A 22514-nucleotide genomic window follows, 5' to 3' on the forward strand; every position below is an offset into this window, starting at 1 on the left:
CTCTACGCCAATTATTCTTCCGTGAAATCGGCTTCCACCACCCCTGAAGCAGAGCTGGGATCAGGGCTGGCAGCCGCAGTGGGTGCCGGAGCCGGTCGCGATGCCTGGGGCACTTGCACAATTTGGGGAGTAAAGATGAATAGGTTGTACACCGTGTTGCGGCGGATGTTGTCCATCATCTCCAGGAACAGCTCGTAGCCCTCGTTCTTGTACTCGATCAGGGGATCCTTCTGACCGTAGCCTCGCAGGCCCACAGCTTCCCGCAGCGCCTCCATCTGCTGCAGGTGTTCCCGCCAGAGGGTGTCCACCTGTTGCAACAGGAAAAAGCGCTCTGCCTTGCGCATCAAACCGGGCTCAAAGGTATCCAGAAAAGCCTCTTTGGCCTCATAGGCCAGTTCTGCCTGCTTGATCAGGTAGTCCAAGATCTGCTCGTAGGAGAGATCCTGCAGGTCTTCAACCTTGAGGTTTTGCTTCAGGAGCGGCACAAACTCCTGCATCTTGGCGGTCAGCTTGTCAATTTCCCACTCTTCCGGGGGCAGCTCTGGGTTGACATGCGCTCGCACGATCTCGCCAACGGTTTTGCGCACATAGTCAAGGATCTTGGTCTTGAGGTTTTCCCCCTCCAAGATGCGCCGCCGCTCTGAGTAGATGGCCCGCCGCTGGTTGTTCATCACCTCGTCATACTCGAACACCTGCTTGCGCATGTCGAAGTAGTATACTTCCACTTTTCTCTGCGCATTCTCCAGGCTGCTGCTGAGCAGCGGGTGCTCGATGGGCATATCCTCCTCCACCCGGAACATGTCCATGAGCTTGGCTACCCGCTCGCCACCGAAAATCTTGAGCAGGTTGTCTTCCAAGCTGAGGAAAAACCGCGAGGAGCCGGGATCCCCTTGTCGCCCGGCGCGGCCCCGCAGCTGGTTGTCGATACGGCGGGATTCATGGCGCTCCGTACCGATCACGTGCAGGCCCCCCAGCCTCACCACCTCTTCGTGCTCGGCCTCAGTAATTTTTTCGTACTCGGCTTTGATGCTGTTGTAAACCTCCCGCAGTTGCAAAATTAGCGGATCCTGCACCGGCGCTTTCTCGGAAGCTACTGCGATGAGATCCTCCACCACCAGCTCTGGCAGACGGTTCAGCCCATACTTGGTCACGGCTGCTGCCACCACTTCGTCTAAAGCTTGGTTGGTGCGGGCCGACAGCTCACAGGGGTAAAAATTGGGGGAGACCACCGTCCAGGATTTTTTCGGCTTGGGTGCTGTCCCACCAAATCCCTGGCCACCCCCCCGTCCCACCATCTGAACGGATCCCAAGGGGTTGTCGGCGTCCAATTGAGCCAGCTTGGGCATCAGCCGTTCCCGCAGCTTGAGGCGAGCCATGTACTCCGCATTGCCTCCCAGGATGATGTCCGTGCCTCGCCCGGCCATGTTGGTAGCAATGGTTACGGCACCTTTTCGCCCCGCCTGGGCAATGATCTCCGCCTCCCGCTCCACGTTTTCCGGCTTGGCGTTGAGGAGGTTGTGAGGGATCCCCATTTCCTTGAGCATGGCCGAGAGGCGTTCGGATTTTTCCACGCTGGTGGTGCCCACAAGGACGGGGCGCCCCTGGACGTGCATGTGGGCAATTTCCTCGGCAACCGCTTGCCACTTGCCCCTTTCGGTCTTGTACACCAAGTCGGGGGCATCTTTGCGGCGGATGGGTCGGTTGGTGGGGATCACCGTGACTTCTAGGTTGTAGGTTTTGCCGAACTCGGCCTCCTCGGTGCGGGCCGTGCCCGTCATGCCGGAAAGCTTGGGATAGAGCAGAAAAAGGTTTTGGTAGGTGATGGTGGCCAGGGTTTGGCTCTCGCTTTGAATCGGCACCCCCTCTTTGGCCTCCACCGCCTGGTGCAGCCCATCGGACCAGCGACGACCGGGGAGCACCCGCCCAGTGAACTCGTCCACGATCACCACCTCTTGATTGCGGACGATGTAGTGGACATCCTTGATGAAGAGCTCTTTGGCCTTCACCGCGTTAAAGACAAAGTGCGCCCAGGGATCCTTGGGATCAAACAGGTCAGAGACCCCCAGCAACCGCTCGGCGGCTTCAAACCCCTCGTCGGTAAGGATGACGTTGCGGGCTTTTTCATCCACCTCATAGTGTTCATCTCGGATCAGCTCCCGCGCCACCTGGGCTGCCCGCAGGTATTTTTCGGAGGGGCGAGCCACCTGACCGGAGATGATCAGGGGAGTGCGGGCCTCGTCGATAAGGATTGAGTCCACCTCGTCGATGATGCAGTAGTTAAAGGGCCGTTGCATCACCTCTTTGATATCGGTGGCCATGTTGTCCCGCAGGTAGTCGAAGCCCAGCTCGCTGTTGGTGCAGTAGGTAATGTCGCAGTTGTAGCTGCGGCGCTTTTCTTCGGGTGACATGCCCTCTTGCACTAGACCGACCGTCAGGCCCAAGAAACGATGCACTTGTCCCATCCACTCCGAGTCCCGACGGGCCAAGTAGCCGTTGACGGTAACAATGTGAACCCCTTTCCCGGTGAGACCGTTGAGATAGGCGGGCAGGGTGGCGACCAGGGTTTTCCCTTCACCGGTTTTCATTTCGGCAATCTGGCCTTCGTGCAGCACCATGCCGCCGATGAGCTGTACGTCGTAATGGCGCAAGTTCAAGACCCGCTTGGCAGCCTCCCGCACCACGGCAAATGCCTCCGGCAAGAGATCGTCCAGAGATTCTCCTCTGTCTAAGCGCTGGCGAAACTCCGTGGTCTTGGCCTTGAGCTCCGCATCCGAAAGAGAGGCGATCTCGATCTCCAGCGAGTTGATCAGCTTGACGACAGGACGGTACTGCCGGATCTTGCGATCGTTAGGATCCCCGAGGAGCTTTTGTAGGGTTTGGAGCATGGGCAAGCCTAGGCCAATGAAGGACATTGATTGATTAACGATGCAATTCTACCATTTTGACTTGGCCGGCCAGGGAGAGGTTGGCCTGGATGAGCTGAGAGCAAAACACCAGAGCCATCGGATAGATGAGGAGAGCCGGCAGTTACTTGCAGTCCGCGGCGAGAAAATGTCAGTCTAGGGAAGGGATCCCGAGCAAACCGTACTCTGCAAAGCTCATGAATTTTTTGGGTGTTGGACTGCCGGAAATGTTGGTTATCTTTGCGGTGGCTCTTCTGGTTTTCGGGCCCCGCAAACTGCCGGAGATCGGTCGCACGCTGGCCAAAACCCTGCGCAGCCTGCAGGACGCTTCCAAAGAGTTCGAGGCGCAACTGAACAAAGAGGCCCAAGAGCTGGAAAAAGCCACCCGCGGGACAACGGCTGCCGCCCCTCCCAAGGTTTCCCGAACAGCAGTCACCGAGTCAGTTGCCGATACGCCCCCCCCAGAGACGGATCCCGTCCCATCCGTAGCCGACGACGCTCAAACCGCAGACGCTGCTTAGTCTATGCCCCGCTTTAACCCCCTTTGCTTCGGCATGGAAATTACGCGCTTGTTCGAGCAAGGGCAGTCCTACTTCGCTCCTGCCAAGGTGGAGACCTGGCTGCGGCAACATGGTCAGAACCCGTCCGACTATGAGATCTCGTTTCACCAGGAACTGCCCCCTGCCGGCTCTTCTGCGGCGATGTGGATTCGCATCGACCTAAAGCGTTGGGATGGCCAGCCGGTGGATCCCTGGCTGTTGGAAGCGATCAACCGGGTAGATTGAAAACGGCTTGCTCCGCAGTAAAACCCAGCCCTACGGTAAGAAGGTTGAGGCTTTTTGTCCACCTATGCCCAGTGCCACCCTGTTGGTATCTTGCCCCGATCAAAAAGGGTTGGTAGCCAAGCTCTCCAGCTTCATCTACAGCTACGGCGGCAACATCATTCACGCCGATCACCATACGGATCCCGAAGCAGGACTGTTCTTGAGCCGCATCGAGTGGGACTTGCAGGGCTTCCAACTGGAGCGAGCGGAAATTGTCCCCGCCTTTTCAGGCATTGCCCGTGGGATCCAAGCCAACTGGGAACTGCATTTTTCCGACACTCGCCGTCGCATTGCGTTGTGGGCCAGCAAGCAAAGCCACTGCCTTTTGGATCTGATCTGGCGGCAAAGGGCGGGAGAACTGCCCGCCGAGATCCCCTTGATCATCAGCAATCACCCCGACCTGGAATCGGTGGCCCGCTCCTTCGGCATCGATTACTACCACATCCCCGTTTCTCCAGAGGGCAAAGCCGCAGCCGAAGCCCGTCAGCTCGCTCTCCTGCAGGAATATCGAATTGACCTGGTGGTGTTGGCCAAGTACATGCAGGTCTTGAGTGGGTCGCTGCTCCGCCAAGCCCCGCCGGTCATCAACATTCACCATTCCACCCTGCCCGCCTTTGCCGGAGCCAACCCCTACCACCGCGCCCATCAACGGGGGGTGAAGATCATCGGCGCGACTGCCCACTATGCCACCGAAGATCTGGACGAAGGGCCGATCATCGAGCAAGACGTGGTGCGGGTCAGTCACCGCGATACCGTTGCCGACCTCGTCCGCAAAGGCCGCGACATGGAGCGCCTAGTCCTGGCACGGGCAGTGCGGTATCACCTGGAGAATCGGGTGCTGGTGTACCACAACAAAACGGTGGTGTTTGCGTAAACTACCCGACCCTGACTGCTTCGCAGTACAGGGCGGGCTTTCGGTAGCCCTGCAGTTGGCAAGCCAACCACGAACCTCTAGGCTGGTTTACAGCAGCCCCCAAAAGCGCAATCACATTCGCACCATTCAAATCCGCATCTCCTTCCCATCCACAGTGCCCACACTTAAACTTCTTTCCACTGCGATAGGATTGCGTAGGATCGGGATGGATGTGCAAACACCGGTGGCAGGTCTGCGACGTGTAGGCAGGCGGAACCAGCACCACAGGTACTCCGGCAATGGCAGCCTTGTAGACCACGAACATCCTAAGCTGGTAGAACGCCCAGTTATTGGTTCTGCGGCGCTCAGCTTTGCTGCGTGGCTGTTGATTGACCCTTTCCCGGATCCCTGTCAAGTCTTCCAGAGCAATAGCGCTGTTTGTCGCCTTTGCCCTAGAGACAATAGCTTTGGAGATGCGATGATTGACCCACGTTTTTGCTACGCAACGCTGACGCGACTGAAAGCGTCTTTCCTTGCCAGACAGCCGTTGCAACAGTTCTCTGCATCTGCGCCGCGAACTGCGTGTGCCCTTACTGGCTTTGCGTTGGAGTGCCGCCCTCAGCTTGGAGTAGTGGTCGCGGATTCGGTTCAACTGCTGTCCATTCCAGTTATCCCCTTCTGACGTATGGGCAATATCCGTCCTCCCCAAGTCCACCCCCAGCACTCTACCCGTGCGTTGCGGTGGGGATGGCTCCGCTTCCACACAGATTTGAATGGAGTAGGAGCCGTCTTTACGCTTGACCAGAGTGGCAGATTTGGGATTGGAGCCCGCCAGCCGTTCTCTCTGGTAGCGGCCAATCGCCAGCTCAAAGCGCTCCCGACCCTCCACCGTGGTCAGCGACACCGTCCAGTCTTTCTCGCGGAACGAAAAGATACGAGCGTCGTAGGTAGCGAAGCCTCTCTTGAACGCTTTGACGGGGCGGTTTTTCTGTTGGGCAACTTTACGGGCACCGGCCAGCCGTCTGCAGACCTGCTGGTCGCGTAAGCGGGACGTAGTCCTTGCCAAGTTACTGGATAAGCCGAACCGGGCACGGATTTCGCGGTAGCACAGAGACTGGAGCTTAACGGCGTTGGCGACTTTCTCCGGCGTGTTCTGGTTGACCCAATTCAAGGCTTGGCCAAAAGCCTCCAAAGTCGCGTCCAATTTGGCGGCTTGCGACTGGGCTACCTTGAGCTTGCAGGAGACGGTCAGGACTTGGGTCATGGTTTTATCATAACTTCCGCATTCCTCCCGACACTGACCCTACGGGTACAGTGCGGGGCTCCTGCGATTTCTAGCTGAAGTTCAGGTAACTGTGCAGCCAGCTTGAGAACAGCTGTTCGCTGGCCCAGATTCTGGAGTCGGGTTGAGATAAGCAGCAAATAGTTAAGTTGGCTACAGAATCCCCTGACTTGTTGCTTAGGTCTGCTTTGAATCTTGGGTCTTCTTTGAGATTTATAGGATCCCTCAATACTCGAAGGTCATGGGCGGGAAGCGGGAAGGGCGGGATCTGAGCTGGGCGGGTTCAGAGGCAGGAGCGGGATCCCGAAAGGCTTTTGCCTCCTGCTGAAGGTGTTGCATGGCCTGCTCGATTTCCTGAAGTCGCGCGTGGATTTGCCCTTGCCGCTCTCGAATAAACTCTAGCTCTTGGTTGAGCCGCTGCTTTTCGACAGTGAGCTGCTGCATTTCGGCATAGAGGGCGGATTCGGTTTGGCGGCGAGGGATCGAGCGCAGCTTGGGGCGAGGTCGAGTTCGGGGCACACGGGGCAAGCTCATAAGGGGGGATCCCGGAAAACGGCTTGCGCCTATCCTAGCGTGCTCTTGGCGGCCCTTCTATTCCTAGGTAGGATCCATTCGTCCGGTGTGGAAAACAGCGATGGTGGAAACTGGAGCAGACCTGTTGCAACGCTACGGCAGCGGTGAGCGGGACTTCAGCAACAGCCAACTGGCCGGAGCTGATCTGGCCGGGGCCGACTTGGCCGGGATCGACTTGGGGGGATCCATTCTCCGCCAGGCAAAGCTGGCCTCTGCCAACCTGGAGCGGGCCTACCTGAGCGGCGCCGACCTCAGCCAAGCGGATCTTCAGGGATCCAACCTGCGGCTGGCCAACCTAGAGAAAGCCAAGCTGCAGGGATCCCGATTGCAAGGAGCCAACTTGCGTGGGGCCAACCTGGCGGAAGCGGACTTGAGCGAAGCCGATCTCAGCCAAGCGGACTTGGCGGGGGCCAATCTCACCGGGGCCAACTTGAGAGGATCCCTTCTGGCCCGGTGCAAACTCAAGCTGGCCAACCTGCGAGGGGCCTGCTACGACGCCACCACTCAGATGGAAGCGGATATCACTCCAGCAGAGCTGGGCATGGTTCAAGCCTAGAGGGGAAAATGGGGCTAGCCCTCCGGCTCCAAGTCCAGGATCTCCTGAATTTCGGCATCGGTATAGCCCACCGCCCGCAACTTCTCCGATACCGTCTGAATCTCCCCTGGAGACAAATCCTGCTGCCGTACCCGATCCCAGAGATTGGCCACAATCTGCAGCAGCAAACCGCTGCTCTCCGCCTCAAACAGCTCAAAAGCCGTGGCTAGCTCAATGGCCTGCAACACCTCCTCGGCAGTGCCAATCGGCTGATCGAGGGATCGTTCCTCCAGCTCCACCAGCAACTGGCGCAGCTGGTTCAGGCCATCCCCAAGAGCAGACATACAGCAGGCTCCACAACGGCACTCGAACCCTCACCCTAGCAGACCCCTATCATTCCGCAAAAGGAATCCCGCCAATTCTGCGGCAGCTACAGCTATTCTGATTAAGAGAGCGATTCAACTGCAATCGAGGCGATTGTCAAGTCAGCATAGACAATCAACAACACCCAAACAACACCGAGAGGAGATGCATGAGTATGGCCCCAGTGAACGTCCTGCCCAATACCCCCCAGCCTTTAGCCGATGAGGGTGGCACCACCTTGGACTATGGCAGCGCGGTTTACCGGCAGGCCTACTCTCGCATCAACGGCATTGTGATCGAAGGGGAACAAGAAGCCCACGACAACTACCTCAAGCTGGCCGAGATGTTGCCGGAAGGGGCAGAGGAGCTGCACAAGCTGGCCAAGATGGAATTGCGGCACATGAAAGGCTTTCAATCCTGCGGCAAAAACCTGCAGGTAGAGCCGGATAGGGAGTTTGCCCGCACTTTCTTCGCCCCTTTGCGCAACAATTTCCAAAAAGCGGCAGCAGCCGGAGACCTAGTTACCTGCTTGGTCATTCAGTCGCTGATCATCGAATGCTTTGCCATTGCCGCCTACAACATTTACATCCCCGTCGCCGATGAGTTTGCCCGCAAGATCACCGAGGGGGTGGTCAAGGATGAATATCTGCACCTCAATTTTGGAGAGCGCTGGCTAGGGGAGCATTTTGGCGAGGTCAAAGGGCAGATCGAAGCGGCCAACGCCCAGAACCTGCCCTTGGTCTGGCAGATGCTGCAGCAGGTGGATCAGGATGTAGAAGCCATCTATATGGATCGCGAGGCCATCGTCGAGGATTTTATGATTGCCTATGGAGAGGCGCTGGCCAACATCGGCTTCAGCACCCGCGAGGTGATGCGCCTCTCTGCCCAGGGTTTGCGGGCAGCATGACCCACCTCAGCATTCATCCTCTGCCGGCGGACTGCAGTTCTAGGCTGGCTACAGGCGGGTATGGACATGTTTTGATGGGATCCATCAGTTATCCAAGCGGGTAAACCTTTATGTTCGGCCTGATCGGGCACTTGACCAGCCTGGCCCATGCGAAGCGGGTGGCAGACAAGCTGGGTTATTCCGAATATGCGGAGAGCGACCTGGAGTTCTGGTGCATGGCTCCCCCTCAGGTGGTGGACGAGATCACGGTAACCAGCATCACCGGCCAAAAGATTTATGGGCAGTACGTCGAATCCTGTTTCTTGCCGGAGATGTTGGCGGGGGGACGGGTGAAGGCAGCTTGTCGGAAAGTGTTGAATGCCATGGCCCTAGCCCAGCGGCGCGGCTTGAACATTACTGCTTTGGGGGGATTTAGCAGCATCATTTTTGAGACTTTTCGCCTCGACAGTCTCCGGCGAGTCCGCAACATTGACTTGGAGATCCAACGCTTTACCACCGGCAATACCCACACGGCCTACATCATCTGTCAGCAACTGCAGTTGGCGGCCCAGCGCTACGCCATGGACTTGGCAGCCGCTACGGTTGCGGTGGTGGGGGCGACCGGAGATATCGGCAGCGCCATTTGTCAATGGTTGGTGGCCCGCACTCACTTGGGCAAATTGTTGCTCATCGCCCGAGAGCGACGGCGTCTGGAGGAATTGCAGGCCAAGCTCAAGCAGGGGGAGATCTCTTCGCTGGAAGAGGCCCTGCCCCGCGCTGACTTTATCGTTTGGGTGGCCAGCATGAGCCAAGGCATGGCCCTCGATCCCCAAGTTTTGCCGGATCCCTGTGTCATCATCGACGGTGGCTACCCGAAGAACATCGCCTCCAGCTTGCAGCGAAAGGGACTCTACGTCATTGACGGGGGGATGGTGGAGCACTCTTTGGATATTGAATGGAACATCATGCAGTTTTTGAATGTGGCCAACCCGGCCCGTCAGCTTTTTGCCTGCTTTGCTGAATCCATGCTGCTGGAGTTTGAGGGGCTGTACACCAATTTCAGTTGGGGCCGTAATTTGATCACCCTTGAGAAATTGGATCTGATCGGGCAGCTTTCTCGCAAGCATGGGTTCCGCCCCCTCATGCCCGAAGCCTAATTGAGATTCAAAATGAAGAAAGCCTCAGCCCCAGCAGAGGTGCTGGCCCTGGTCAGGTCAATCACCACAGGTCAATCACCAATCGAGTAAACTACCCGACACCAACCGCTAGGCGGTACGGAGCGGGCTTTTAGTAGCCCTGCAGTTAGCAAGCCAACCACGAGCCTCTGGGGTGGTTTACTGCACCCCCAATCGACCGTTACCAGTGCCTTAAAAAAAACCGTTTCTGGTGCCCGCAGTATTATTATAGCATTCCTCCCAACACTGACTTTATAGGTACAGTGCGGGGCTCCTGCAATTTCTAGCTGAAGACCAAACGCCGAGAGACGGTCGCCATGCCCCAGTCCTTTACAGCCCACCTTTGGCAAGCCATTCAGCCCATCTACAAGCAAATCCTCGATCACCCCTTCAACCGAGAGTTGGCAGCGGGCAGCCTATCGCGGCAGCGGTTCCAGTTTTACTTGCAGCAGGATGCTCTTTATCTCACCGACTTTGCCCGCGCCCTGGCCTTGATTGGAGCTCGTTCCGAAGGGGCTGAGCAGGTGGTGAGTTTCTTGAACTTTGCCCTGGGAGCCATTGTGGCCGAACGCAGCCTGCACGAAAGCTATTTTCGCCTCTACGACATTCAACCCGAAACGGCCTATGCTCCTGCTTGTTTTACCTATACCCGTTTTTTATTGGCTGCGGCGGCTTTGGATCCCTATGAGGTGGCCATTGCCGCTGTGCTGCCCTGCTTTTGGATCTACCGAGAGGTGGGATCCGCCATCTATCGCACCGCGCAGCCTGACAATCCCTACCAACAGTGGATCGACACCTACGCCGGGGAAGAATTTGCCCAAGTGGTGCAGCAGGCTTTGGACATCACCGACTCCGTCGCTCAGCAGGCTACAGAACCGCTGCGGGAAAAGATGAGGGCAGCTTTTGTCACTGCCTCCCGGTTGGAATGGCTGTTTTGGGACAGTGCCTATCGCCTCGAATCTTGGCAACCTGCCTAATCCTCAGCCGGTCGGGCTGGCTTACCAGACAGCAACTGCTGGGCTTGCGCGAAAACGGCATCCAACATCGGCTCCGTCAGCAGCCGTGTGGCCGTGTTGCGCCGGCTGGGATGGTAAGACGCCAGCAAATAGCGACCCTCTGCCAAAGGAATAACGCAATTGTGGCCAAAGCGGGGGCGGGGCCTGAGAGGCGACAAGAGCATCAGAGCGTGTTGGAAGGCAAAATGCCCCAACGTCAGGATCACCCGCACCTGGGTTAGCAGCTCCAGCTCTTGTTTCAGGTAGCTCAGGCAGGCCTTGGCTTCTATGGCGGTGGGGCGATTGTCTGGGGGAGCGCAGCGCACCACGGCTGAGATGTAGCAATCCTGCAGATGCAGGCCATCCTCTCGGTGGGTAGAGGTGGGCTGATTGGCAAAGCCAGCTCGGTACAAGGCGCGAAACAGCCAGTCCCCACTGGGATCCCCGGTAAACACCCGCCCGGTGCGGTTGCCCCCATGAGCTGCCGGTGCCAACCCGATCACCCACAGCCGCGCCTGCGGATCCCCAAATCCCGGAACGGGCTTGCCCCAGTAGGACTGCTCCCGAAAACGGGCCACCTTCTGAAGGGCGACTGACTCTCGCCAGGCCACCAAGCGGGGGCAGCGGCAGCAACTGACGATTTCAGTTTGCAAAGTGGCCCAATCCTGGAGACCCAGCGCCTCACTCCTCCTCGTCGTCATCCTCCTCTAGCTCGTCGAAGGCAGGGGTGGAATCGTCGATCAACTGATCATCCTCCAAGATCAAACGAGGCGGCAGCTCCGGCAACACCGCAGGCTCTTCCTCCTCTTCGTCAGGCTCCGGCTCGGCGGCAATCTCCTCGTAGGTGGTGAAGCCCGTGCCTGCCGGGATCAAGCGCCCGATGATTACGTTTTCCTTCAAGCCGCGCAGCCAGTCGGATTTGCCCTCAATGGCCGCCTCAGTCAGCACGCGGGTGGTTTCCTGGAAGCTGGCCGCTGAGATGAAGCTGTCGGTATTCAAGCTGGCCTTGGTGATCCCCAGCAGGACGGGCGTGTATTTGGCCGGCGCTCCTCCAGTAATGGCCATGGTGGCATTGATCTGCTGGATTTCCCGCAACTCCACCAGCTCCCCCGGCAACAGGATGGTGTCGCCACCATCATCCACCCGCACCTTGGAGGTCATCTGGCGCACCACGATCTCAATGTGTTTGTCGGAGATCTCCACCCCCTGGGAGCGGTAGACGTTCTGCACTTCGTTGACAAAGAAGCGCTGCACCTCCCGCAGAGCCAACCGTGCGGCTTGGTCATCTCCCAAGGTTTGGCGATGGTACTCGTAGTAGATCTCCAAGAGGTCGTGGGGGTTGGCAGGGCCATCGGTTAGGGGATCCCCCACCCCCACCGGCTGTCCATCTACCACGATCAAGCTCTGCCCCGGCAGCCCAGGATAGTCTCTAACAGTGCCATCGGCTTCGATGACCTTGAGATCTGGCTCTTCTCCCCGCCAGCTCAGTTGAACGGTGCCGGGCCGCTTGGCCAGAACACACATTTCCTTGGGCTTGCGGGCCTCCAGCAGCTCCTCAATCCGTGGCAGACCCTGGATGATGTCCCCTGTCTTGGCCTGCTCAAACACCAGGAGGGCCAGGGAATCCCCCCGCTGCACCAGATCGCCATCTCGTACCTGCAGGATGGCACCCGCAGAAACCAAGTAGGGCCGCGCCATCCGCAACAGGACTTGGCCGTCCGTTATCTGCATCACCTGTCCCGACTGTGGAGAAGGGATCCCAGGCGCCAGCTCATCTCCGGCCCGCACCAGCGCCCCTACCGCCACGCTGGCTGAACCTGTCAGGGGCACCTGCACCAGATCGTCGTCGGTAATCACCAGCACCCGCCGCACCACTTCCGCTCCCTGGCGGATCCCTTGGACGATCCCGGCCTTTTTGGCTTGGATTTCGGTGCGGGCGATAACATCTCCGCTGGCGATGGAGTCTCCTTCCTTCACCAACAGCCGCGTGTGGGTACTCCCCTGCGTCAGATCCGCTTCCACGTCGCGGCGCAGCAACAGGGTTTCCAGAATCACCAGTTGCAGGCGGCGAATATCTGGATCCTTCTCATCTTGGATCAGCTCGATATCGGCCTTCAGTTGTGGGGCGTCGGTATCGATTTCCAGCACCAGTTGGGTGCGCAGGAGCTCTACAGGGCCTACCGACTTCACCCGCTCCCCATCTTTGAAGGGAACCCGCTGCACCGCCCGCAGACGAATGGAGCGACCGGACTCGCTGGTGGACTCTTGAGTGGGCACCAAGGGCCGGTCGGGGATCTCGTACTCCTGCACCGGACGCAGCAGCAAGCCTGGGCCTTCGGGAGTTTCCACGTGTTCCAGGTAGACCAGTCGGTCGGGAACGATGCTGCTGAGCACCGGTTGCCCTGGCTGGATTAGGGTGCCACTTTTCACTTCCAAGTCGGCGGGGTTGTCCACCAGATGCAGGGATCCCGGCTTGATGACAATCTCCCGCAGAATGTCGTTCTTCTGGATGACTTCGACAACACCGGCATTCTGGCAAAAGATGTCTTTCACCACCTCAGTGCCTGCTTCCACATACTGGCCATCGTCCACGTTCAGCAGGGAGATGTCTTTGTTCACCTCGTGGGTCTCTTCCGGGATCCACAGCAGGGTGCCGCCCTGGATGACTTCGTAGCCTTGCTTGGCCTTGCCGCGTCGTGCCACCTCAATGCCGGCGAACTTCACCAAGCCTCCCGTCTGACTGCGGAAGTGGTTGTCGATCAGCTCCGCCACCACCTCGTCGTTGCCTACTTTGGTGCCCGGAGTGGCCTTGAGGACGAAGGTCTGCCCACTAGAAGTGTCCAGCAAAAACTGCTCCCGCCCCTGGTGGGATTCCACCCGTACCCGTGCTTCCCGCAACACCACCGAAGCGTTGATGATCTCCACCTCGCGCCCACTTCTGGTGTCGCTGCGCTCCGGCAGCCGCACAATGCCGCCATGCTCCGTCACCAGCAAGGTCTCGGCGATCACATCCCCCGCTTCTACCCGATCCCCGTTTTTCACCACTGGCTCGGCCCCCGGCGGCAGATTGTACACCTGTCCAGACATCACCCAGATCAATCCCTGCCGCTGGGCAGTGTAGGTGGTGTTACCCTGGCGGTCAGTCTTCTCCTCGATGGGCAGATCGGCAAAGCGAATTTCTCCAGCCAGGTCGGCCACCACCTCTTTCTGGGCTTTCTCGGTGCTCTTGCGGCTGGCCTTGGCCAGGGACACCTCTGCAATCAACTGATCCCGCTGCACCTGGGCTCCGTCCCGCACCAGCAGGGTGGATCCCTGAGTCATGTCGAAGGACTCCCGTTGACCGTCTGGGCCTTCCAAGATGATTTGGTTGTTTACCTCCACTTGTAGAGCATCGTCGCCGTGGCGGGTACGGAAGGGGCGGGTGCGCAGGTTTTTCGGGAAGCGCACGACGCCGGCAAAGGGGGCGCGAATTTGGCGGGCCACCTCCCCTGTAAACACGCCTCCCGTGTGGAAGGTGCGCATCGTCAACTGGGTGCCCGGCTCCCCAATCGATTGGGCGGCGATGATCCCGACCGCTTCCCCCAGATCCACCAGGCGGGAGTGGGCCAAGCTCCAGCCATAACACATCCGGCACACGGAGCGGTTGGCTTCACAGGTGAGGGGAGAACGCACCATCACCTGCCGGATGCCGGCCTCCACAATCGTCTTGGCCAGGTCGTGATCCACCTCTTGGTTGCGACGGGCAAGCACCACCTGGGTTTCTGGGTGCACCACGTCGCGCGCCAGCACTCGGCCCACCAAGCGCTCCTCCAAAGACACCACCACCTTGTCCCCATCCATCAGGTATTCCAGGAGAATGCCCTGGTCGGTGCCGCAGTCGGATTCCCGCACGATCACATCCTGAGACACGTCCACCAAACGGCGGGTGAGGTAGCCGGAGTCGGCGGTGCGCAGAGCCGTATCCACTAAACCCTTGCGGGCCCCATAGGAAGAGATGATGTATTCGGTAACGGTCAGGCCCTCGCGGAAATTGGTTTTGATGGGCAAATCGATGATCCTCCCCTGGGGGTTGGCCATCAGGCCGCGCATGCCCACCAACTGCCGTACCTGGGAGACATTCCCCCTCGCCCCCGAGTTGGCCATCATGTAGACGGAGTTAAGGGGATCGTTCTGGCGGAAGTTGCTGAGCATCTCCTCCTTGATCTGGTCGTTGGTTTGGTTCCAGGTGTCGATCACCTTTTGGTAGCGCTCCACCTCTGTGATTTCTCCACGGGTATAGCGCTCGGTGGCCGCCTCGATCTCGGCTTCCGCTTGCGCCAACAACTGCCGCTTACTGGGGGGAACGCGCAGATCTTCGACGCTGATGGAGACGGCTGCCTGGGTGGCGTATTTGAAGCCCAGGGTCTTCAGAGCATCCGCCATCTGAGCGGTGCGGGCTGTGCCGTAGCGGGCAAAAGACCAGGCAATCAGGTTACGCAGCTCTTTTTTGCCAATTTGATAGTTGCGAAAGGGCACAGGGGGCAAGGGGGTGTCGGCTTTGTTGCCGTCGGCAGCCTGCCGCGACAGGCCAGCGGAAAATCGTCCTTTTTCGCTCATGATGCCTCGCTAGAGAGAAGGGGAGAGAAGAGCCGTCCTACGGCAGAGGGTAACTACGCAGACAAAATATCCTGCACGGTCTTGTTAAAAATGATCCGGCCCGGCGTGGTGCGAATGTACTGGCTGATCACGTTGCCGTTTTGATCTTCGCGGATACGGCGGTAGTTGGTGATCTTGAGGCGAATGCCGCCCGGTTCTTCGATGATTTGCGGCTCGGACTCTTTTTCGCCCTTGCCCAACTCCATCGGGCCGTGGTAGCGCACCCAGACCTTGCTGTGCAGGCCGATGGCGCCGCGGTCGTAGGCGATGAGAGCATCTTCCAAGCTGGCAAAGAAACGATCGCCAATATCTGGCGCGTGGGGGTTGTCCGCCGTCAGGTAGTAGCACCCCAACACCATATCTTGGCTGGGGGTGATGATGGGAGCGCCGGTGGCCGGGGAGAGGATGTTGTTGGTGGCCAGCATCAGCAGGCGCGCTTCCGCCTGAGCTTCCAGAGAAAGGGGCACATGCACAGCCATCTGGTCGCCGTCGAAGTCGGCGTTGAAAGCAGGGCAGACCAAGGGGTGAAGTTGAATCGCCCTTCCCTCCACCAGGATCGGTTCAAAGGCTTGGATCCCGAGGCGGTGCAGGGTGGGGGCACGGTTGAGCAAGACGGGGTGGCCGTCGATCACCTCTTCCAGCACATCCCAAATCTGTGGGTCATTGCTCTGGATCATCTTTTTGGCAGCCTTGATGTTGTTGACAATGCCCCGCTTGATCAATTTGTGGATGACAAAGGGCTGGAACAGCTCGATGGCCATCTCTTTGGGCAGGCCACACTGGTGCATGCGCAGGTTGGGCCCCACCACGATCACCGAACGCCCGGAGTAGTCCACCCGTTTGCCCAACAGGTTTTGCCGGAAGCGCCCCTGTTTGCCCTCGATGATGTCGGAGAGGGACTTGAGGGGACGGTTGTTGGCCCCCGCCACCACGCGCCCCCGCCGACCGTTGTCGATCAGCGCGTCCACCGCCTCCTGGAGCATGCGCTTTTCGTTGCGCACAATGATCTCCGGCGCCATGATCTCCTGCAGCCGGGCCAGGCGGTTGTTGCGGTTGATCACACGACGGTAGAGATCGTTGAGGTCGCTGGTGGCAAAGCGGCCCCCATCCAACTGCACCATGGGGCGCAAATCCGGCGGGATCACCGGCAGCACCCGCAACACCATCCACTCCGGACGGGATCCGGTGGCAATGAAGTTGTCGATTACCCGCAGCCGCTTGATCAGGCGTGCCCGCTTTTGGCCGCGAGCAGTGGTGATCTCCTCCCGCAGTTGCTCCGCCTCTTTTTCCAGGTCGATATCCTTGAGCAGGCGCTCGATGGCCTCCGCCCCGATCATCGCCCAGTTCTCCGGCAGTTGCAGTTCGGATCCCTCCTCGTACATCTGATCTTCGATCTCGAGGAATTGATCCTCCGTCAACAGTTGCTTGTAAGAGAGATTCTGGGCATTGCCCGGATCCACCACTACGTAGGCGTTGAAGTATACCACCTGCTCCACATCCCGCAGCGGCATATCCAACAGCGTGGCAATGTGGCTGGGGATCCCTTTCAAATACCAAACGTGGGTGACCGGAGCGGCCAACTTGATGTAGCCCATGCGGTGGCGGCGCACCCGCGACTCGGTCACCTCCACCCCACAGCGCTCGCAGACGATCCCCCGATGCCGTACTCGCTTGTACTTACCGCAGTGGCATTCCCAGTCTTTGGCCGGCCCAAAGATGCGCTCACAGAAAAGACCATCCATCTCCGGCTTGAGGGTGCGGTAATTGATGGTCTCGGGCTTGGTGACTTCCCCCACCACTTGACCATTCGGCAGGGTGCGCTGGCCCCACTCCATGATCCGCTCTGGAGAAGCCAAGCCGATTTTGACATAGTCAAAGCGTTGCTCTGTTTTGGCCATCGCCGTTTTCCTCCTGCTTGCTGAACCCAAAGGAGAGGGAAGCCCCACCCTCCTTCGTGGGTTGAAGGGGATCCCCGTCACGTTCGCGTCAGGGGTGGGGAGCGCTCTCAACCCTCAAAAGTCCTCTTCCTCCTCCTCGTCCTCATCTTCCTCAAGGCTGCGGCTGGCATTCGCGTCAGCGGTGCGGAGCACTCTGGTAAAGGCGGGTGATGGCGAGAGATCCTCAGCCGTAACCGATTCATAGGTGGGTCGAGAGGGAGTGTGACGGTTGGAAGTATCGGCCATCAGATCCACTTCCACATCGTGGGTTTGCCCTTCGCTGTCCACCTCCACCTTGTGTACAGACACATCTAGGCAGAGGGACTGCAACTCCCGTACCAGCACCTTGAAGGACTCCGGCGTGCCGGGTCGAGGGATCGGCTTGCCCTTGACAATGGCGTTGAGAGCCTCGTTGCGCCCCACCATGTCGTCGGACTTGACGGTGAGCAACTCCTGCAGGATGTAGGCTGCCCCAAACGCCTCCAAAGCCCACACCTCCATTTCCCCAAAGCGCTGGCCGCCCTGCTGCGCCTTGCCCCCCAGCGGTTGCTGGGTCACCAAAGAATAGGGGCCGGTGGAGCGGGCATGGATCTTGTCATCCACCAAGTGCACCAGCTTCAGCATGTAGGCGCGGCCCACCGTAACGGGCTGGTCGAAGGGCTCCCCGGTGCGACCATCAAACACCTGGATTTTGCCGCAGTACCTGCCTTCCGGGTTAAAAATCCAGTCCTTGCCGGTCTTCTCTCGGGCTTCCCTCAGCTTGGCCTCCACCGTCAGACGGGAGGCTTCCAAACCGTGCATCTCATCAAAGGGCATCAGCTTGAAGCGCACTCCCAGATGCTCTGCTGCCCAGCCCAGCAGGCACTCGTACACTTGGCCCACGTTCATGCGAGAGGGCACCCCCAAGGGGTTGAGCACCACATCCACCGGTGTGCCGTCCGCCAGGTAGGGCATGTCCTCAATCGGCAAGATGCGGGAGATGATACCCTTGTTGCCGTGACGGCCCGCGATCTTGTCCCCCACCTGGATTTTGCGCTTGAGGGCGATGTAGACCCGCACCACCATGTTGGCGCCCGGAGGCAGCTCATCCCCCTGTTCGCGGGTAAAGATGCGCACATCTACCACCCGACCGCGCTCGCCGTTGGGCACCCGCAGCGAGTTGTCCCGCACATCCCGAGCCTTTTCCCCGAAAATGGCCCGCAATAGCCGCTCTTCTGGGGGCTGATCCGACTCCCCTTTGGGGGTGACTTTGCCCACCAAAATGTCGCCGGCCTCCACCCAAGCCCCAATGCGCACAATGCCGTTTTCATCCAGGTCGCGCAGGGCATCTTCCCCCACGTTGGGGATCTCGCGGGTGATCTCCTCAGGGCCTAGCTTGGTTTGCCGGGCCTCGATCTCGTGCTTCTCGATGTGTACCGAGGTGAAGACATCGTCGTAGACCAGCCGCTCGCTGATCAAGATGGCATCTTCGTAGTTGTAGCCCTCCCAGGGCATATAAGCCACCAACACGTTTTGGCCCAAAGCCAACTCGCCCCCTTCGGTAGCCGGGCCATCCGCCAGCACCTGGCCAGCCACCACCCGATCCCCCGTATAGACAAGGGGACGCTGGTTGAGGCAGGTGTCTTGGTTGGAGCGCTGGTATTTCTGCAGGCGATAGACAATTGGATCCCCGCCGTCGTCTGGCCGCACCACGATTTCGTCGGCGGAAACGTAGGTCACCACGCCATTGGTGCGCGACACCACCACCATGCCGGAGTCCCGTGCCGCCTGGGCTTCCAGGCCAGTGCCCACATAGGGCCGATCCGGCTTGAGCAGGGGTACCGCCTGCCGCTGCATGTTGGCTCCCATCAAGGCGCGGTTGGCGTCGTCGTGCTCCAGGAAGGGGATCAAGGAGGTGGCCACAGAGATAACCTGCACCGGTGCCACCTGGACGTAGTGGACTTCTGTGGGGTGAGCGGTGGTGAACTCTTGGCGGTAGCGCACCGGCACCAAGTCGGCAGTGATGCGGCCCTCGGCATCCACCGGCACATCCCCAGGGGCTACGCGGTACTCGTCCTCTTCATCGGCAGTGAGGTAGACCATGCCCAGATCTTTGCGCACCACGCCGTTCTCGACCCGGTAATAGGGGCTTTCGATAAAGCCGTACTGGTTGACGCGGGCGTGGGTGGCCAGGGATCCAATCAACCCGGCGTTGGGGCCTTCTGGAGTTTCGATGGGGCAGATGCGGCCGTAGTGGCTGGGGTGGATATCCCGCACCGCAAAGCCGGCCCGTTCCCGACTTAGGCCGCCGGGGCCCAGGGCAGATAACCGGCGCTTGTGGGTCAGCTCCGCCAGGGGATTGGTCTGATCCATGAACTGGGAGAGCTGGCTGGAGCCGAAGAACTCCTTAATGGCCGCCACCAAGGGTTTGGGGTTGACCAAAGAGGCCGGGGTGAGGTTTTCCGACTCGGAGACTGTCATCCGTTCTCGGATGATCCGCTCCAGGCGATTCAGGCCCACCCGCACCTGGTTTTGCAGCAGCTCGCCCACGGAGCGCACGCGGCGGTTGCCCAGGTGGTCGATGTCGTCCACATGGCCGATGTCGTACTCCAAATTGATCAGGTAGTCGATGACGGCCAAAATGTCGGTGACGGTAAGCACCCGCACACTTTCGGCTACGTTCAAATTTAACTTTTTGTTCAGCTTGTAGCGCCCTACCCGGCCCAAATCGTAGCGTTTGGGGTCGAAGAAGCGGGATTCCAGCAACTGCTGGCCACCCGATACGGTGGGGGGTTCCCCGGGCCGCAACTTGCGGTACAGCTCCATTAGGGCTTCTTCTTCGGTGTAGGGCCCCTCTTTCTCCATGGTTTTCTGGAAGAATTCGGGGTGGCGCAGGTTGTCGTAAATCTCGGAGTCGCTCAGGCCCAAGGCTTTCAGCAGAACTGCCGCCGAGAGCTTGCGGGTTTTGTCGATGCGCACCCACACCAGGCCGTTTTTGTCGGTCTCGAACTTCAGCCAGGCACCGCGGTTGGGGATGAGGCTGGCGCTGTAGGTGCGACGCCCGCTTTTGTCCAGCTCCGATTTGTAATAGACGCCGGGGCTGCGCACAATTTGGTTGACGATCACCCGCTCGGCGCCGTTGATGATGAAGGTGCCCCGATCCGTCATCAAGGGCAGTTCGCCGATGAAGACGTCCATGTCTTTGATCTCGCCGGTCTCTTTGTTGATCAGGCGAGTGGGCACCCGGATCTGCGCTTGATAGGTGGCATCCCGCCGCTTGGCCTCCTCGGGGTCGTAGCGGGGGCGGTTGATCTTGTACCCTTTGGAGGGATCCCCAGGGCGATATTCAGGCAGGAAGTGCAGCTCCAGCTTACCGGTGTAATCGACGATGGGGGAAAAGCTGAGAAGCTCCTCTTCAAACCCTTCTCGCAAAAACCACAAGAAACTCTCCCGCTGAATCTCCACCAGGTCAGGAAAGGTAGGAGCGACAGGGGATGGCACTGCTAATTGTGTCATGCGTTGCTCGGGAGGGGTCGCGCTGCAGTCAGGCCTTCCATTATAGAAACCCCGCCAACGATCGTCAACGAACGTTACAAAGGTCGAGGGGCTGTCCGGATCCCTTGAGGGCTCACTTGGAAAATCTCGGCAAAACCGCTGGGGATCCCCTTTTGGCTGCCGGAGCAGGGGCGGTTTCCGCCATGCCTTAAGGATTGTTCACATCCATTCACACTCAAGCAGATTATTCTAATCTTTAACCGTTTTTGCGGATCATCCGCTGCTCCAGCTCGGATTTCCGGTCAACCTTGGAGATCGGAGGGGTGGCTCTGACAGGCTCAGCCGGTCGACAGAGTGGACTTGGCGCCGGTTTGCGTCGCTTTTGAGATGCACGCTGTTGATGCAGGCTGTGGCGGAGCCATCAACAACAATCATGAGAAGGGGTTAGGAATGGGTTTACAAAGCTTCTCAGGCTGGGGGAACCTCGGGATGGCTTGCGGGTGATCTGCGGGTGATCTAATGAAGCACAGTTTGTTGGCGAGGAGGGTTTTGTGAGTCAAAGCCACAACAATCAGAATAAGAATGATTTGAGTAACCGGGACAACAGCCTGTCGGCCCAGTTGCGAGAGGGCACCAAGCAGTCCCACACCATGGCCGAGAACATGGCCTTTATCAAGTGTTTCCTGAAGGGAGTGGTGGATAAGCGAGCCTACAGCCGCTACGTGGGCAATTTCTACTTTGTCTACAGTGCTTTGGAAGAAGGCTTTGCCCAACTGCGAGAGCACCCCCTGGTGGGCCGGCTCTACTACCCAGAGCTGTGGCGCAAGGCCAGCCTGGAGAAGGACTTGAATTATTTTATCGGCCCCAACTGGCGCTCTTTGGTCAAGCCCTCCCCTGCCTGCCAGGTCTATGTCAACCGCATTCGGGAAGTGGTGGAAAAAGATCCGCTTCTGCTGATCGCCCACGCCTACACCCGCTACATCGGCGACCTGTCGGGCGGTCAAATCCTCAAAAACATCGCCCGCCGGGCCATGGGCTTGCCGCCAGGGGAAGGAACAGCTTTTTACGATTTCGAGCAGATCCCCCACGAGGGCAAGTTCAAGCAGCGCTACCGTGCCCAGATGGATGCATTGGGGCTGGATCAAGCCACCATCGACCGCATTGTGGCAGAGGCCAATTATGCCTTCAAGCTGAACATGGACTTGTTTAGGGAGTTGGAGGGGAATTGGCTGTTGTCGATGGCCCGCTTGGCCTGGAATTCGCTGCTCAGCCAGTTTCAACGCAAGCCCGCCCGTTCTGAGGCAGCCGCTCCCAGCTCCTAAAATCCGGACTCCAGAGGGCAGTGAGGCGATGGGTTCTGCTGCCTATCTCCCCTCTCCCTCTGGGAGAAGAGCCGGGGGTGAGGATCAGTCACATTCAAGAGTGTCGCGGGTGGCCCGACCGGTTACAGGGTTAACGCCGGTGGCCCGTTCGCAAAGGATGGAGAGGGCGTCTTGCCGTATCAACGCATTGGTGAAATCCGCCCCATCAATTTGGATCCCTTCGACTCGGGCCAGCCACATCATGCTGTCCTGCAGTTGCGCTTCTCGCAGATCCGCACCCTGTAGGTTGGCCATGTCCAAAGTGGCCCCGCGCAAGTCGGCTCCGCGCAAGTTGGCTTTGCTGAGATTGGCCCCGAACAGGTTCGCCCCTGCCGCCTTCACATGGCTGAGATCGCTTTGGCGCAGGTTGGCCTTGAGAAACTTCCAGCCGCTCAGGTCTTGCCCTGCAAAGCTCACCCCCTGTAGATCTCGTTTGGTGTAGTCTTCGGCGTGGGCCGGGGATCCCAGCAGGGTAACCCCCAGGCAGAGTATCAGCCCGCAAAGCACCATCCCCCGCAGGAAACGGCTCAGCCAAGACCGCCTTGCCAGAACCGAAGCCAGCCAAGCAACAGACATCGTGGATCCCTCCCTCAAGGAAACCTCCATGGCTTGGGAATTGCTTCTGGTTTTATCTTACCGGATAGGGATCCCGCCGGCAGGTTGGGCTATCTTAAAGTCTTCTACTAAAGTCTTCTACAGACCAGATCCGCAATTGACG

At 59.0% G+C, this 22514-nt stretch carries 17 protein-coding genes; 8 read left to right on the top strand and 9 right to left on the bottom strand.

The window, feature by feature from the left end; genetic code table 11:
- Nucleotides 1-11: 11 nt before the first annotated feature.
- A complete protein-coding gene (gene secA, locus ACVWZ1_RS01960) occupies nucleotides 12-2885 on the bottom strand; it encodes a preprotein translocase subunit SecA (RefSeq protein WP_457502430.1) in 2874 nt (957 codons plus the stop codon).
- Between the two features lie 215 nt (nucleotides 2886-3100).
- On the opposite strand from secA, the gene ACVWZ1_RS01965 reads away from it, so the two are divergent.
- The 3 genes from ACVWZ1_RS01965 (at nucleotide 3101) to purU (ending at nucleotide 4601) form a co-directional block, all read left to right on the top strand.
- Nucleotides 3101-3424 (top strand): TatA/E family twin arginine-targeting protein translocase, encoded by a 324-nt coding sequence (locus ACVWZ1_RS01965; RefSeq protein ID WP_414356721.1) that lies wholly within the window; start codon nucleotides 3101-3103, stop codon nucleotides 3422-3424.
- A 3-nt stretch (nucleotides 3425-3427) separates the two neighbouring features.
- Complete coding sequence (locus tag ACVWZ1_RS01970) at nucleotides 3428-3688, top strand: hypothetical protein (RefSeq protein WP_457502395.1); 261 nt, start codon at nucleotides 3428-3430, stop codon at nucleotides 3686-3688.
- 64 nt (nucleotides 3689-3752) lie between these two features.
- Entirely contained in the window at nucleotides 3753-4601 is an 849-nt protein-coding gene (gene purU, locus ACVWZ1_RS01975; RefSeq protein ID WP_414409268.1) for a formyltetrahydrofolate deformylase, read from the top strand.
- Nucleotide 4602: 1 nt separating this feature from the next.
- On the opposite strand, the gene ACVWZ1_RS01980 is transcribed toward purU, so the two are convergent.
- Together ACVWZ1_RS01980 and ACVWZ1_RS01985 are read right to left on the bottom strand one after the other, a co-directional pair.
- The gene (locus ACVWZ1_RS01980) at nucleotides 4603-5844 is read right to left on the bottom strand and encodes an RNA-guided endonuclease InsQ/TnpB family protein (RefSeq protein WP_457502396.1); all 1242 of its coding nucleotides are present in this window, start codon (nucleotides 5842-5844) and stop codon (nucleotides 4603-4605) included.
- Nucleotides 5845-6087: 243 nt separating this feature from the next.
- Nucleotides 6088-6396: a gas vesicle protein GvpV gene (locus ACVWZ1_RS01985; protein ID WP_238376787.1), complete on the bottom strand. Its 309-nt coding sequence runs from the start codon at nucleotides 6394-6396 to the stop codon at nucleotides 6088-6090.
- A gap of 100 nt (nucleotides 6397-6496) precedes the next feature.
- Here ACVWZ1_RS01985 and ACVWZ1_RS01990 point away from each other — a divergent pair, with 100 nt between their 5' ends.
- Entirely contained in the window at nucleotides 6497-6991 is a 495-nt protein-coding gene (locus ACVWZ1_RS01990; protein WP_414356726.1) for a pentapeptide repeat-containing protein, read from the top strand.
- A gap of 14 nt (nucleotides 6992-7005) precedes the next feature.
- Here the strand turns inward: ACVWZ1_RS01990 and ACVWZ1_RS01995 are convergent, their stop codons facing one another.
- The gene (locus tag ACVWZ1_RS01995) at nucleotides 7006-7314 is read right to left on the bottom strand and encodes a hypothetical protein (protein ID WP_457502397.1); all 309 of its coding nucleotides are present in this window, start codon (nucleotides 7312-7314) and stop codon (nucleotides 7006-7008) included.
- A 194-nt stretch (nucleotides 7315-7508) separates the two neighbouring features.
- Here ACVWZ1_RS01995 and ACVWZ1_RS02000 point away from each other — a divergent pair, with 194 nt between their 5' ends.
- From ACVWZ1_RS02000 to tenA, 3 genes are all read left to right on the top strand, one after another.
- Entirely contained in the window at nucleotides 7509-8240 is a 732-nt protein-coding gene (locus ACVWZ1_RS02000; protein WP_041436745.1) for an aldehyde oxygenase (deformylating), read from the top strand.
- A gap of 110 nt (nucleotides 8241-8350) precedes the next feature.
- The gene (locus ACVWZ1_RS02005) at nucleotides 8351-9376 is read left to right on the top strand and encodes a long-chain acyl-[acyl-carrier-protein] reductase (protein WP_457502398.1); all 1026 of its coding nucleotides are present in this window, start codon (nucleotides 8351-8353) and stop codon (nucleotides 9374-9376) included.
- Nucleotides 9377-9711: 335 nt separating this feature from the next.
- Entirely contained in the window at nucleotides 9712-10371 is a 660-nt protein-coding gene (gene tenA, locus ACVWZ1_RS02010; protein WP_457502399.1) for a thiaminase II, read from the top strand.
- On the opposite strand, the gene ACVWZ1_RS02015 is transcribed toward tenA, so the two are convergent.
- From ACVWZ1_RS02015 to rpoB, 4 genes are all read right to left on the bottom strand, one after another.
- Nucleotides 10368-11090, bottom strand: coding sequence for a uracil-DNA glycosylase (locus ACVWZ1_RS02015; protein ID WP_457502400.1), 723 nt, complete (start codon nucleotides 11088-11090; stop codon nucleotides 10368-10370). The two genes, tenA and ACVWZ1_RS02015, sit on opposite strands and share 4 nt — an antisense overlap.
- Nucleotides 11071-14985 carry a DNA-directed RNA polymerase subunit beta' gene (locus ACVWZ1_RS02020; protein WP_457502401.1) on the bottom strand — a complete coding sequence of 1305 codons (3915 nt, stop codon included), beginning with the start codon at nucleotides 14983-14985 and terminating at the stop codon, nucleotides 11071-11073. The genes ACVWZ1_RS02015 and ACVWZ1_RS02020 overlap by 20 nt, the downstream gene beginning before the upstream one ends.
- A gap of 53 nt (nucleotides 14986-15038) precedes the next feature.
- Complete coding sequence (locus ACVWZ1_RS02025; RefSeq protein WP_457502402.1) at nucleotides 15039-16922, bottom strand: DNA-directed RNA polymerase subunit gamma; 1884 nt, start codon at nucleotides 16920-16922, stop codon at nucleotides 15039-15041.
- A 114-nt stretch (nucleotides 16923-17036) separates the two neighbouring features.
- On the bottom strand, nucleotides 17037-20456 hold the full coding sequence (rpoB, locus tag ACVWZ1_RS02030) for a DNA-directed RNA polymerase subunit beta (protein ID WP_457466293.1): 3420 nt from the start codon (nucleotides 20454-20456) through the stop codon (nucleotides 17037-17039).
- Nucleotides 20457-21043: 587 nt separating this feature from the next.
- Here rpoB and ACVWZ1_RS02035 point away from each other — a divergent pair.
- Complete coding sequence (locus ACVWZ1_RS02035; RefSeq protein ID WP_457466335.1) at nucleotides 21044-21757, top strand: biliverdin-producing heme oxygenase; 714 nt, start codon at nucleotides 21044-21046, stop codon at nucleotides 21755-21757.
- An 84-nt stretch (nucleotides 21758-21841) separates the two neighbouring features.
- Here ACVWZ1_RS02035 and ACVWZ1_RS02040 read toward each other — a convergent pair whose 3' ends face one another.
- The gene (locus ACVWZ1_RS02040; protein WP_414332400.1) at nucleotides 21842-22372 is read right to left on the bottom strand and encodes a pentapeptide repeat-containing protein; all 531 of its coding nucleotides are present in this window, start codon (nucleotides 22370-22372) and stop codon (nucleotides 21842-21844) included.
- Nucleotides 22373-22514: the final 142 nt, after the last annotated feature.

It is taken from the genome of Thermostichus sp. MS-CIW-25 (assembly GCF_054060015.1).

What these genes read in the sequence shown, in the direction of transcription:
- ACVWZ1_RS01990 (WP_414356726.1), top strand. Translation starts at nt 6,497, where the DNA reads ATGGTGGAAACTGGAGCAGACCTGTTGCAACGCTACGGCAGCGGTGAG.
- ACVWZ1_RS01965 (WP_414356721.1), top strand. Translation starts at nt 3,101, where the DNA reads ATGAATTTTTTGGGTGTTGGACTGCCGGAAATGTTGGTTATCTTTGCG.
- ACVWZ1_RS01995 (WP_457502397.1), bottom strand. Translation starts at nt 7,314, where the DNA reads ATGTCTGCTCTTGGGGATGGCCTGAACCAGCTGCGCCAGTTGCTGGTG.
- ACVWZ1_RS02005 (WP_457502398.1), top strand. Translation starts at nt 8,351, where the DNA reads ATGTTCGGCCTGATCGGGCACTTGACCAGCCTGGCCCATGCGAAGCGG.
- ACVWZ1_RS02015 (WP_457502400.1), bottom strand. Translation starts at nt 11,090, where the DNA reads ATGACGACGAGGAGGAGTGAGGCGCTGGGTCTCCAGGATTGGGCCACT.
- ACVWZ1_RS01980 (WP_457502396.1), bottom strand. Translation starts at nt 5,844, where the DNA reads ATGACCCAAGTCCTGACCGTCTCCTGCAAGCTCAAGGTAGCCCAGTCG.
- rpoB (WP_457466293.1), bottom strand. Translation starts at nt 20,456, where the DNA reads ATGACACAATTAGCAGTGCCATCCCCTGTCGCTCCTACCTTTCCTGAC.
- ACVWZ1_RS02025 (WP_457502402.1), bottom strand. Translation starts at nt 16,922, where the DNA reads ATGGCCAAAACAGAGCAACGCTTTGACTATGTCAAAATCGGCTTGGCT.
- tenA (WP_457502399.1), top strand. Translation starts at nt 9,712, where the DNA reads ATGCCCCAGTCCTTTACAGCCCACCTTTGGCAAGCCATTCAGCCCATC.
- ACVWZ1_RS02000 (WP_041436745.1), top strand. Translation starts at nt 7,509, where the DNA reads ATGGCCCCAGTGAACGTCCTGCCCAATACCCCCCAGCCTTTAGCCGAT.
- ACVWZ1_RS02020 (WP_457502401.1), bottom strand. Translation starts at nt 14,985, where the DNA reads ATGAGCGAAAAAGGACGATTTTCCGCTGGCCTGTCGCGGCAGGCTGCC.
- ACVWZ1_RS02040 (WP_414332400.1), bottom strand. Translation starts at nt 22,372, where the DNA reads ATGTCTGTTGCTTGGCTGGCTTCGGTTCTGGCAAGGCGGTCTTGGCTG.
- ACVWZ1_RS01985 (WP_238376787.1), bottom strand. Translation starts at nt 6,396, where the DNA reads ATGAGCTTGCCCCGTGTGCCCCGAACTCGACCTCGCCCCAAGCTGCGC.
- purU (WP_414409268.1), top strand. Translation starts at nt 3,753, where the DNA reads ATGCCCAGTGCCACCCTGTTGGTATCTTGCCCCGATCAAAAAGGGTTG.
- secA (WP_457502430.1), bottom strand. Translation starts at nt 2,885, where the DNA reads ATGCTCCAAACCCTACAAAAGCTCCTCGGGGATCCTAACGATCGCAAG.
- ACVWZ1_RS01970 (WP_457502395.1), top strand. Translation starts at nt 3,428, where the DNA reads ATGCCCCGCTTTAACCCCCTTTGCTTCGGCATGGAAATTACGCGCTTG.